The 11,172-nt window shown below is 60.4% G+C and carries 10 protein-coding genes; 4 read left to right on the top strand and 6 right to left on the bottom strand.

What is annotated here, in order from left to right; all coding sequences use genetic code 11:
• Positions 1-131: 131 nt before the first annotated feature.
• Together JV201_RS25405 and JV201_RS25400 are read right to left on the bottom strand one after the other, a co-directional pair.
• The gene (locus tag JV201_RS25405; RefSeq protein ID WP_087695249.1) at positions 132-1,985 is read right to left on the bottom strand and encodes a DUF4105 domain-containing protein; all 1,854 of its coding nucleotides are present in this window, start codon (positions 1,983-1,985) and stop codon (positions 132-134) included.
• A gap of 93 nt (positions 1,986-2,078) precedes the next feature.
• A complete protein-coding gene (locus JV201_RS25400) occupies positions 2,079-2,567 on the bottom strand; it encodes a DUF3015 domain-containing protein (protein WP_003215845.1) in 489 nt (162 codons plus the stop codon).
• Positions 2,568-2,834: 267 nt separating this feature from the next.
• On the opposite strand from JV201_RS25400, the gene JV201_RS25395 reads away from it, so the two are divergent.
• Together JV201_RS25395 and JV201_RS25390 are read left to right on the top strand one after the other, a co-directional pair.
• Positions 2,835-5,273, top strand: a complete 2,439-nt coding sequence (locus JV201_RS25395) for a Lon protease family protein (RefSeq protein ID WP_003215847.1) — start codon at positions 2,835-2,837, stop codon at positions 5,271-5,273.
• Positions 5,274-5,473: 200 nt separating this feature from the next.
• Entirely contained in the window at positions 5,474-5,800 is a 327-nt protein-coding gene (locus tag JV201_RS25390) for a hypothetical protein (protein WP_003215849.1), read from the top strand.
• Between the two features lie 57 nt (positions 5,801-5,857).
• Here the strand turns inward: JV201_RS25390 and JV201_RS25385 are convergent, their stop codons facing one another.
• Positions 5,858-7,693, bottom strand: a complete 1,836-nt coding sequence (locus JV201_RS25385; protein ID WP_219406167.1) for a hypothetical protein — start codon at positions 7,691-7,693, stop codon at positions 5,858-5,860.
• 166 nt (positions 7,694-7,859) lie between these two features.
• On the opposite strand from JV201_RS25385, the gene JV201_RS25380 reads away from it, so the two are divergent.
• Both JV201_RS25380 and JV201_RS25375 read left to right on the top strand, forming a co-directional pair.
• Positions 7,860-8,348, top strand: coding sequence for a TIGR00645 family protein (locus JV201_RS25380; RefSeq protein ID WP_003215853.1), 489 nt, complete (start codon positions 7,860-7,862; stop codon positions 8,346-8,348).
• A gap of 113 nt (positions 8,349-8,461) precedes the next feature.
• Entirely contained in the window at positions 8,462-9,079 is a 618-nt protein-coding gene (locus JV201_RS25375) for an FKBP-type peptidyl-prolyl cis-trans isomerase (protein ID WP_003215854.1), read from the top strand.
• 54 nt (positions 9,080-9,133) lie between these two features.
• Here JV201_RS25375 and JV201_RS25370 read toward each other — a convergent pair whose 3' ends face one another.
• The 3 genes from JV201_RS25370 to JV201_RS25360 all read right to left on the bottom strand — a co-directional run bounded on the left by JV201_RS25370 (position 9,134) and on the right by JV201_RS25360 (position 11,086).
• Positions 9,134-9,391: a hypothetical protein gene (locus JV201_RS25370; protein WP_003215856.1), complete on the bottom strand. Its 258-nt coding sequence runs from the start codon at positions 9,389-9,391 to the stop codon at positions 9,134-9,136.
• A 197-nt stretch (positions 9,392-9,588) separates the two neighbouring features.
• Complete coding sequence (locus JV201_RS25365; RefSeq protein WP_219406166.1) at positions 9,589-9,930, bottom strand: zinc ribbon domain-containing protein YjdM; 342 nt, start codon at positions 9,928-9,930, stop codon at positions 9,589-9,591.
• Positions 9,931-10,117: 187 nt separating this feature from the next.
• On the bottom strand, positions 10,118-11,086 hold the full coding sequence (locus tag JV201_RS25360; RefSeq protein ID WP_003215860.1) for a polyprenyl synthetase family protein: 969 nt from the start codon (positions 11,084-11,086) through the stop codon (positions 10,118-10,120).
• Positions 11,087-11,172 lie beyond the last annotated feature (86 nt).

Below are 11,172 nucleotides of genomic sequence, written 5' to 3'. Positions count from 1 at the left end.
TAGTGATCGTTCCCACGCTCTGCGTGGGAATGCCGCCCTGGACGCTCTGCGTCCGCTTTTAAAGGTCGTGACGCATAGCGTCACAGGATGCATTCCCACGCGGAGCGTGGGAACGATCTACGGCTCAGGGATTAATAGTGATACCACTTCACTTCCAGCATCACTTCGTTCACCGGTGTCGCGAGGTGGCTGTATTCCCGCTGCGCACTCAGTCTCAGCCCCAGGTTGCGCGACAATTCCCACTGTTGATTCAGGCTGATACTGCGCCGCACCTCGCCATTGGTGAAGAAGTCACCCTTGGCTTCCAGGCTCAGGTTGCCCAGCGGGTTGCGCCACAACACACCTGTATTGAACCCGGCAGCCGGGGAGATGGCTTCACCGAAGTCGCTGTTGTGCTCCACGCGCACGGTGCCGAGGGCGAAGCCAAGCATGTCGTCGCGCAGTTGCCAGGTGCCGCCCGCGCCACCGTTGACGTGGCTGACGAGTGTCTCGTCGTCATGCTTGCCCGGTACGCGCTCCAGGCCGCCGGTGACTTGCCACGACCAGGGCTGCAGCAGCTCGTTGCGTGGGGTCAGTGAGCGGATGGTTGCCAGATCCAGTTGCTGCAATTGCCAGTGGTTGCCTTCGTACTGGCGCAGTTTCATTTGCAGGATTTCAATCTGCGCGCCCAAGGGGAAGCCTTCGGCGTTGTCGTTCAGGTCGTGGTAGGCCATGCGCAGGCCGTATTCGCCGAAAGCCTTGTCGCCCCGGGTGCCGATGCCGGCTTGCCAGGTGCGGGATTCGTGGCCGTCTTCGGGCAGGCCGGGGCGTTCGATCTTCAGGTCCGGCGCCGGGTTCTGGTTGATCGCCCGCAGCAGTTCGAAGCTGCGCTGGGAACGTTCGGTGTCGCGCTCCAGGCCGTTGGCGCGGTAGCGGCCAAGGCGGTAGGCGGCGTCGATGATCAGGGCCTGGCGGTCTTTGGCGATGGCCTTGAACGCCGGGTCCTGCAGTTGTTTCTGGTCGTCGCTGATCTTCAGCACCCATTGCTGCTCGTCGCTGTCCAGCGGCTTGGCGCGTTCCAGCAGCTCCCGTTCACGGGAAGGGCGGTAATCGATTTTCTCCACCAGGCCGGCTTCTTTCACGGCTTTTACCGTGTCGGTAGGGATCGCGGTCAGCGGGAATTGTTCGGTTAACCGCAGGCTTGGGCGGGCCACTTGCAGCAGTTCCAGCAGGCGATAGGAGCAGTTTTCGTCGAAGAAGAAATAGTCGAATTGGATCTGCTTGAGTTCCCACACGTGCTCGACCATGCGCTCGGTCTCGACCTGGGTCAGGTTCAGGCGGTATTCCCACAGGTCGCGGTTCTCCAGGCTACGGTATTCCGAGAGTTTTTCCTGGTAGGGCACCAGCGCGAACAGGCCCGGGTAGCCGCCCATCAGGCCCTTCCAGGCGTAGAGGATGCTGTTGTCCGAGCCTTCGATATAGGCGCCAAAGTTGATCGCGTAGCTGAGCAGGGCGGTGTTGTTGCTCTGCACGTCAGCCTGGTCGATGCGCAGCAGGGTATGGCCGAACATTGATGATGGGCTGTTGAGGTAGGCCGCCGGGAAGATCATCACCGCGCTGTGGGGGGCGACGTCCTTGAACCATTGCTTGAACTCCTTGCAGTCCAGCGCCGGCAAGTCGCTCAGGTGCAACTGGTCCTTGAGCCAGCGTGTACGTGCCGGGTAAACGCATTGGGCGTGCTTTTCGCCGAGGCTGGCCGGGGCATACAGCGCCTCGACAGTGGCCTTCAGCTCCTGGTCCGGATGGTGGGCGCCATCGGGAGCGAGGAAGAATTTCTTGTCGCTGACATAGCTGCGCCAGCCTTTGAACTTACCGGATTCGTAGTGCCCCAGCGAAAGCCAGAACGGGTCGTTGGCCAGCTGCTGCAAACGTTGATCATCAAGGTGCGGCGCCGCATAAAGCGGGGCGCAGGCGAAGAGTGCCAGGTAGGCAAGGCGTTTGAGCATGTGGGCAACTTAAGTCGAGATAAAAAGACCCAAAGGGGAGGCAGGTCCAAAAATAATAAAACCCGTGCCTCGAAAGGCACGGGCGGGTCGAGCTTAAGCCTGGGTAGCGTATTTCGCCAGACGGGTGTCGCTTTTCAGTACAGCCAGGGTGTTGTTGTGCACGTCATCAGCGGTTACGTCAGCCTTGCTGAAGATTTGCTGGAAGTGCTCGTGAGTCACAGCGGCAAAGTGCTCGCGATCTTCAGGAGCAACGCCCAGTACTACAGCGTAGGTAGTCAGCGCTTCGCCGTTACCCTTGGCCATGTCTTCGGACAGCTCGTTCATCATGCCATTCATGGCAATCCACGATTTGCCACCGTAGGTCAGTGCGCTGTTGGTGCTGCAGCCGTTGGTGCCCGAGGTCATGCCGAACGTGGCGTTACCCGAGGTACCGTTGGTGGTGGAGGCCAGGAAGTGAGCCGGAGTGCCGCGTTGGCCTTCGAACAACATGTTGCCCCAACCGCAGTTCGGGCCACCTGGCGCTTCTGCCATTGCATTGAGGGAGACGACGGTGAAGAGAGTACCGAGAAGGATCCGTTTCATAGCTTTGTTCTCTTTGTGTGCAAACCAATGGACAAGGGTTCAGGTGCCTGACAGCACCCTAGGGGTCGGTTATTAGTCCAACCCGCAGCAGGTTGGAGTTTAGGCATGATCCAAGGGTTCCGTGACTTTTTATGAAACAAGCCGGAAACACTCGGTTTTTTTACAGCCCCGAACACGGGTCTATGCTTTCCCCAAGCCGTCCTTGCCAGCCGGCCCAACCCGGCGCCAGAATGCCGTCATCTGCCCCGCCTGATGTAAGGAAGCCCGATGCCTGATCCTGTTGCTGCCAGCTTGCGTCTAGCGCCCGAAGCGCTGACTCGTCCTTTTTCCGCTGAACAGTTCAGCTTCTCGACCACCAATGATTTGGAGCCCTTTCGCGGTGTGCTTGGCCAGGAACGTGCGGTCGAAGCCTTGCAGTTTGGTGTGGCCATGCCACGCCCCGGTTACAACGTATTTGTGATGGGCGAGCCCGGTACCGGGCGCTTTTCGTTCGTCAAACGCTACCTCAAGGCCGAAGGCAAGCGCCTGCAGACCCCGGCCGACTGGGTCTACGTCAATAATTTCGATGAGCCTCGCGAACCCCGCGCGCTGGAACTGCCTGCGGGCGGTGCTGCCGCGTTCATCTCCGATATCAACGGCCTGATCGACAACCTGGTCGCGACCTTCCCGGCGGTGTTTGAACACCCGACGTATCAACAGCGCAAAAGCGCCATCGACCGTGCCTTCAACCAGCGTTACGACCGTGCCCTGGACGTCATCGAGCGCCTGGCCCTGGAAAAAGACGTGGCGCTGTACCGTGACAGCACCAACATAGCGTTTACCCCGATGCTCGACGGCAAGGCCCTGGACGAGGCCGAGTTCTCGCAGTTGCCCGAAGCCGACCGCGAGCGTTTCCACACCGATATTTCCGAACTGGAAGAACGCCTCAACGAAGAACTCGCCAGCCTGCCCCAGTGGAAGCGCGAGTCCAATAACCAGATGCGCCAGTTCAACGAAGAAACCATCACGCTGGCCTTGCAGCCACTGCTGGCGCCGTTGTCCGAAAAATATGCGGAGAACGCGGCCGTCTGCGGCTACTTGCAGGCGATGCAGGTCTACCTGCTGAAAACCGTGGTCGAGCAGTTGGTGGACGACGCGAAAACCGACGCCCAGGCTCGCAAGTTGCTGGAAGAACAGTACTGCCCGAGCCTGGTGGTGGGGCATCCGATCAACGGTGGCGCGCCGGTGGTCTTCGAGCCGCATCCGACCTACGACAACCTGTTCGGTCGTATTGAATACAGCACCGACCAGGGCGCGCTCTACACCACCTATCGCCAATTGCGCCCGGGTGCGCTGCATCGTGCCAACGGTGGTTTCCTGATCCTTGAAGCCGAGAAGATGCTCAGCGAGCCGTTTGTATGGGACGCCCTCAAGCGTGCCTTGCAATCGCGCAAGCTGAAGATGGAATCACCGCTGGGCGAACTGGGCCGCCTGGCCACGGTGACCCTCAACCCGCAAGTGATCCCGTTGCAGCTCAAGGTGATCATCATCGGCTCCCGCCAGTTGTACTACGCGTTGCAGGACGCGGATCCGGACTTCCAGGAGATGTTCCGGGTACTGGTGGATTTTGACGAAGACATCCCGATGGTGGATGAAAGCCTGGAGCAGTTCGCCCAGTTGCTGAAAACCCGCACCTCGGAAGAAGGCATGGCGCCGTTGACCTCCGATGCGGTGGCGCGGCTGGCGACCTACAGCGCGCGGTTGGCGGAGAACCAGGGCCGCTTGTCGGCGCGTATCGGTGATTTGTTCCAGCTGGTCAGCGAGGCGGACTTCATTCGTCACCTGGCCGGTGATGAGCGCACCGACTCCGGGCACATCGAGCGCGCACTCAAGGCCAAGGCCACGCGCACCGGGCGGGTGTCGGCGCGGATTCTCGACGACATGCTCGCCGGGGTGATCCTGATCGACACCGCCGGCGCGGCGGTGGGCAAGTGCAACGGGCTGACGGTGCTGGAGGTGGGTGACTCCGCGTTCGGTGTGCCGGCGCGGATTTCTGCCACGGTGTACCCGGGCGGCAGCGGCATCGTCGATATCGAGCGTGAAGTTAACCTCGGCCAGCCGATTCACTCCAAGGGCGTGATGATCCTCACCGGTTACCTGGGCAGCCGTTATGCCCAGGAATTCCCGTTGGCGATCTCGGCGAGTATCGCCCTTGAGCAGTCCTACGGCTATGTCGACGGCGACAGCGCGTCCCTGGGCGAAGCCTGCACCTTGATCTCGGCCCTGTCGAAGACGCCGCTCAAGCAGTGCTTTGCCATCACCGGCTCGATCAACCAGTTTGGTGAGGTGCAGGCGGTCGGCGGGGTCAACGAGAAGATCGAAGGTTTCTTCCGTCTTTGCGAGGCCCGCGGGCTGACCGGCGAGCAGGGGGCGATCATTCCCCAGGCCAACGTCGCGACACTGATGCTCGATGAGAAGGTGTTGCAGGCCGTGCGGCAGGGGCAATTCCACGTCTATGCCGTGCGTCAGGCCGACGAGGCCTTGAGCCTGCTGGTGGGTGAGCCTGCGGGTTCGCCCGACGAAGAGGGGCAATTCCCCGAAGGCAGCGTCAATGCGCGGGTGGTGGAGCGTCTGCGGGCAATCGCCGAGATGATCAGTGAAGATGACCTGAAGGAAGCCGAGAAGGAGTTGGCGCAGGAAGCACTGGCTGAGACCAAGCCGGTGTAATCAATGCCGAAGGGGCCTGGTTCCAGGTCCCTTCGGCATATTTTTGACGCCGTCGTGACGGCAGTCATCCGTTGGTCCCCCAGCCTTGGTTTGTACCGGGTTTCTTCTATTCTCAGCTCAAGGGATAGCCACAGGAGTCGCTGGATAGAAACAGTCTTGCCTTGCGAGGCTGAATACCGGATCTACCGAGGGTCGCCGCCATGTCGCGCAACCTCTGCCTCACCCGCCAGTGCCTGGGCCTGGTCACCCGTATCGAATGTTCCATTCGCCCTCTCGCGGGGGATACCGGGATGTGGACCTTGTTGTTTGCCGCCGGAATGACCGGCGAACAACCCTCCACCATCAAGTCCCAAGGCCCGTTCCACGGACCTTTCGTGGCACAAACCATCCTCGATTCGATTGTTGAAAGCCTGACCCTGCACGGGTACGAGCTGGCTGACGACCCGCAGATCTGGTGCCTGCACCTGCAGGCGCACTTGCGACAACTCAACGGTGGACGGCAGACGGTGCTAAGCGATATCCGCTGACCGCACTCCCCCCGTAGCAGCTGGTGCTCGACAGCTGCTACGGGGGCGGGGGAGGGGCTAGGGCTTGGGGGCAGGGGCCGCCTCGGGTTTGTCCAGCTTCACCTCAAACCCATACTGCACCGTGTCCAGGCCGGTGCGCTGGTAGGTTTCCAATGTCGTCGGCTGGCCGTAGAAGTAATGCACGTCGAACAGCGCCGTGCCGTATTCCTCGGCGCGGTGGCTGACGCCGAGAATTTCCTTCAGGTAGTTGCCGCTGGCGTCCTTGGCATAGAACCGCCAGCTGTCAGAGGGGAACAGCTTCTGGTCGACAATCAGCGCGTTGTCCTTCAGCTCAAGGCCCTTGGGCAGTTGCCCGGCAGTGAGGCTGCCTTTCTCGATGGTCGCCAGGAACAGCGGCATCGATCCGACGGCAAACCCCGGGTTTTCAGGGAACAGGTTCAGGTCATAGGTGATGGTGCCGCGCCCTGGGTCGACCTCGTAGGCTTCGGCGGGCAGTTCGATCGGCTCGCCAAGCTTGCCTTCGTCGTTGGCGGTGAGGAACGTCACCGGGGCATCGCCGCCGCCGCGGTCCTCGCCCAGCAGGTCGTCGTTGAAGGTGTAGGGGTGATCGAACTCAACGTGCGCCGCACTGGCGTCATCCACCGACTGGTTGATGGTGACGCTTTTCTTCAGTTGGTCTTCGGACAGGGTGGCGTCCTTGAGCCAATCCGCAGCCTGGTCGTCATACACCGTGACGGGCATCGGCAACGGCTGTACGGTTTTTTCCAGGCTGTTCTTGTCGAAGCGCCGTACGGGCAGGTCCAGGTCCTTGCGGGTCACCGTGGCCTGGGAAAAGTCGAGCACGCTGACTTGCACATTGTCGATCAGGCCATTGAAGTACACCTTGGTGTAATGGCTATTCTGCTTGAGCTCGAAGGCTTTCTGCTCGTCTTCCAGCTGTTTCTCGAAGGCGTCGGACCAGGCCTTCTGCTTCTGCATTTCGGCCAGTTGCTTCTCGTAGAACGCCAGTTGCGCGGCGTTTTCGTTGATCGAGCCCGAGCGCGAGAGAAATTGCCCGGTGGTGTCACGAGCCTGCACCAGCAACGGGTTCGGCGATTCGTCCGCGACTTCCGGCGCCAGCGGGGCGCTGTTGGTCAGTTCGATCTCGGCGTAGTTCTTTTCCAGGGCCAGCAGGGTGACGGTGACGTTTTCTTCGGTGCGCTTGCGGCCCACGTCCTTTTTCGACAAGTCGAAGGTGAAGACTTTACGCGGGGCAATCACTTCCACCTTGCCCTTGAGGGTGACGGGCTGCGGCTGGCTTTTGTTCTCCGTCTCGACGCCTTCGACGAATGGGTAGGTCACCGTCAGGTCATCGGGGTTGGTCAGGTTGGAACTGGTGGGGCTCAACTGGATGCCCGGGTCGGTTTCCGACCATTCCGGCTGGAACGGGATGACCTTGCTGTTGCTCAGGGTCACCGACTGCCATTCCAGGCCGTGAGGGAAGGGGAACTGGTCGGGCATGTTGAAGTTGAACGGGAAGATCGGCTGCAGGTCCGTCAGGTAGTCCGAATGGGACGCCTTGCGCAGGACAAACAGGCCATTGATGTAGGTATCGACCAGGGCCTGCGGCGTAGGGTAATGCTTGAGCAGCGCCAGGGCGTCTTCGCTGTACTCGGCCTCGATGGGCTTGGTGGCGAGCTTGGCGCGCGCCCGTTCCAGCAACAGCAGCGAGCCTCCGAGCTCGGACACGGCGTCCTTGAGCTTGGGGTCCTGGATGGCGTCCAGGGATTGTTCGAACTTGGCGGTTTTCTCTTCGAGACTGGCTTGCTTGTGTTCATCGCTTGGGGAACAACCGCTGCCCATCAGCAACGCCGCACACAGGCCAAGGCTGGCCAAAGGGGATCGCACATCCATTATCTGAGTTTTCCTGTCCGACATCATCGAGCCGAGTTGATGAGCTCGACACTAGCAGAAAAATTCCTTAACAGATGCCGTACAGATCAGTTTTCTCGACGGTTTCTGGGGTTTGGGTGCGGCTGGTATACTCGTCGCCATTTTTAGCCAAGCTGTGTGAGATTCAATGGAACGCTTTATCGAAAATGCAATGTATGCCTCACGCTGGCTGTTGGCGCCGATCTATTTCGGGCTGTCCCTGGGGCTGCTGGCGCTGGGCCTGAAGTTCTTCCAGGAAGTGTTTCATGTGATTCCCATCGTGTTCACCATGAGCGAGTCGGATGTGATCCTGGTGCTGCTGTCGTTGATCGACATGGCCCTGGTGGGCGGCCTGCTGGTGATGGTGATGATCAGCGGCTACGAGAACTTCGTCTCCCAGCTGGACATCGACGAAAGCAAGGAGAAGCTCAACTGGCTGGGGACCATGGACTCCTCGTCGCTGAAGATGAAGGTCGCGGCGTCCATCGTGGCGATTTCGTCGATCCATCTGCTGCGGGTCTTCATGGACGCCAAGAACGTCGATCCCGAGCACCTGAAATGGTACGTGATCATTCACATGACCTTCGTGGTGTCGGCGTTTGCCATGGGCTACCTGGACAAGGTTACCAAGCATTAATCAGCCCCTGGCGCTCTCCTGCGCGGGGCTCATCAAGGGCGTGGCTTGTGTGCTAGTCTGCTCGCCCTTTTAGTTTGGACGGCACCTGTGTCGTCCTACAGCGGAGCCTTTCCATGTCCGAAGTTAATCTGTCCACCGACGAAACCCGCGTGAGCTACGGCATTGGCCGTCAGTTGGGCGACCAGCTGCGCGACAACCCGCCACCGGGCGTGAGCCTGGACGCGATCCTGGCTGGCCTGACCGACGCTTTTGCCGGCAAGCCTAGCCGTGTGGACCAGGAGCAAATGGCCGCCAGCTTCAAGGTCATCCGCGAAATCATGCAAGCCGAAGCCGCTGCAAAGGCTGAAGCTGCTGCTGGCGAAGGCCTGGCTTTCCTGGCTGAAAACGCCAAGCGTGACGGCATCACCACCCTGGCTTCCGGCCTGCAATTTGAAGTGCTGACTGCAGGTAGCGGCGCCAAGCCGACCCGTGAAGACCAGGTGCGTACTCACTACCACGGCACCCTGATCGACGGCACTGTGTTCGACAGCTCCTACGAGCGCGGCCAGCCTGCGGAATTCCCGGTTGGCGGAGTGATCGCCGGCTGGACCGAAGCCCTGCAACTGATGAATGCCGGCAGCAAATGGCGCCTGTACGTGCCGAGCGAACTGGCTTACGGCGCTCAAGGCGTTGGCAGCATCCCGCCGCACAGCGTTCTGGTGTTTGACGTCGAGCTGCTCGACGTTCTGTAAGACCTTACCTGCAGGAGCGAGCCTGCTCGCTCCTGCATTGTTTTGCGCGGTTGCTCATGGATGAAACTTGCCATTGAGATCCGTCACCGGGCGCAACGCTCGGGCATAGCAGAACAGAAACAGATTTCTCACCACTTCCTTCAGCACCCCGGGCTCACTGGAACTCAGGCCATTGACGTCCAGGTCGCCCTGATCCTGCAGTTCGCTTAACGCCTCTTCTTCCAGCACCGCGCAGACTTCCCCGGTTTCCCGATGGAGGATTCGCAGGTAAGGGTGTGGACGGTCCAGCCAGGCATCGATCAAATAAGTCATGGGAAGTATCTCCTTGATGGGTTTCAATGAGAATAATTCTTATTCGTAGAATAGCAAGTCCCTATTGGCCATTTCCGGACTTTTCTGTGTGGATATTGTTTTTGATCAAAAGGCCTGGCCTTTTGCCGCCAGTGCGGAACTGACGCGGGGAGGGTGAAGCGCCATCCCGTGCAGGGCACGGGATGGAGGCAGCATATTCAGACCTTGCGGACGAACTCGGACTTGAGTTTCATCGGGCCGATACCGTCGATCTTGCAGTCGATATCGTGGTCGCCATCGCACAGGCGGATGTTCTTGACCTTGGTGCCGACCTTGACCACCAGGGACGTGCCCTTGACCTTGAGGTCCTTGATCACGGTGATGGTGTCGCCGTCCTGCAGGACGTTGCCCACAGAGTCTTTCTTCACGGATTCATCGCTGGCCGCCTCGGCTTCGCCGCCGACGGCCCACTCATGGGCGCATTCCGGGCAAATCAGCTGGGCGCCATCTTCGTAGGTGTATTCGGAATTGCATTTCGGGCAGGATGGCAACGTGCTCACTAAAGCTCCTTGGTTTCAGGATGGCTAAAAAGCGCACATTGTATAGGGTTTTAGCCGGGCAGGGGGCAGCAACGCCAGAGAACGCTGTGGGAGCTGGCTTGCCTGCGATGCAGGCACCTCGGTTTGTCWGTTACACCRMGGTGATGCWATCGCAGGCAAGCCAGCTCCTRCATGGAGCAGAGCAGAATCAGTGAGTACGGGCGACCGCGAACTCACTCAGCTCAACCAGGGCGTCCCGGTATTCGCTGGCTGGAAGGGCTTCCAGGCATTGGATCGCGCGAGCCACGTAGTCACGGGCCAGTTGCGCGGTGTATTCAAGGGAACCCGAGGCTTCCACGGCTTCGCGGATGCTTTCCAGGTCTTCGATCCCGCCTTTCTGGATCGCCTTGCGCACCAGGGCGGCCTGTTCCGGCGTGCCTTCGCGCATGGTGTAGATCAGTGGCAAGGTCGGCTTGCCCTCGGCCAGGTCGTCACCGACGTTCTTGCCCAGGGTTTCGGCGTCGCCGCGATAGTCCAGCAGGTCGTCCACGAGCTGGAAGGCCACGCCCAGGTGATCGCCGAAGGTGCGCAGGGCTTCGCTCTGCTCGGGCGTCGCTTCGCACAGGGCGGCGGCGCTGTGGGTCGAGGCTTCGAAGAGCATCGCGGTTTTGCCGCGAATCACTTCCATGTAGGTTTCTTCGGTGGTGCTGGCGTCGCGAACCTTCGACAGCTGCAACACTTCGCCTTCGGCGATGATGCGCGTGGCCTGTGAAAGAATCTTCATCACCGGCATCGAGCCCAGCTCGACCATCATTTCGAACGAGCGCGAGTACAGGAAGTCGCCCACCAGCACGCTCGGCGCGTTGCCCCACATCGCGTTGGCCGTCTCGCGACCACGGCGCATGCCGGACATGTCGACCACGTCGTCGTGCAGCAGGGTGGCGGTGTGCAGGAACTCGATGGTCGCGGCCAGCAGGCGCAGGTCATCGCCTTCGCGGCCCAGGGCCTTGCCACACAGCAACACTAATAAAGGACGCAGGCGTTTACCGCCGGCCGACGTAATGTAGTCGCCAATTTTGGAGACCAGCGGCACTTTAGAAGTCAGCTGCTTCTTGATGATGCCGTCGACGGCGCTAAAATCGTCCGCCACCGCGCGGTAGAAAGCTTGGGGTTGCATCAGCGACAGTCGCTCCAGAAGGGTTGCGCGGCATGCTAGGACCCACGTCCCGTAGTGTCAAGGCGCGATAGACGGCTACTTGCAAC

The organism is Pseudomonas sp. Colony2, from assembly GCF_019382755.1.
Taxonomy (GTDB): Bacteria; Pseudomonadota; Gammaproteobacteria; order Pseudomonadales; family Pseudomonadaceae; genus Aquipseudomonas.
The sequence above is the reverse complement of the archived record's forward strand: the minus strand, read 5'-3'. Positions and strand labels throughout refer to the sequence as shown.

Bases quoted from the DNA above. Each gene is read 5' to 3' on its own strand.
- JV201_RS25380 (WP_003215853.1), top strand. From the start codon at position 7,860: ATGGAACGCTTTATCGAAAATGCAATGTATGCCTCACGCTGGCTGTTG.
- JV201_RS25375 (WP_003215854.1), top strand. From the start codon at position 8,462: ATGTCCGAAGTTAATCTGTCCACCGACGAAACCCGCGTGAGCTACGGC.
- JV201_RS25400 (WP_003215845.1), bottom strand. From the start codon at position 2,567: ATGAAACGGATCCTTCTCGGTACTCTCTTCACCGTCGTCTCCCTCAAT.
- JV201_RS25360 (WP_003215860.1), bottom strand. From the start codon at position 11,086: ATGCAACCCCAAGCTTTCTACCGCGCGGTGGCGGACGATTTTAGCGCC.
- JV201_RS25395 (WP_003215847.1), top strand. From the start codon at position 2,835: ATGCCTGATCCTGTTGCTGCCAGCTTGCGTCTAGCGCCCGAAGCGCTG.
- JV201_RS25385 (WP_219406167.1), bottom strand. From the start codon at position 7,693: ATGGATGTGCGATCCCCTTTGGCCAGCCTTGGCCTGTGTGCGGCGTTG.
- JV201_RS25370 (WP_003215856.1), bottom strand. From the start codon at position 9,391: ATGACTTATTTGATCGATGCCTGGCTGGACCGTCCACACCCTTACCTG.
- JV201_RS25390 (WP_003215849.1), top strand. From the start codon at position 5,474: ATGTCGCGCAACCTCTGCCTCACCCGCCAGTGCCTGGGCCTGGTCACC.
- JV201_RS25405 (WP_087695249.1), bottom strand. From the start codon at position 1,985: ATGCTCAAACGCCTTGCCTACCTGGCACTCTTCGCCTGCGCCCCGCTT.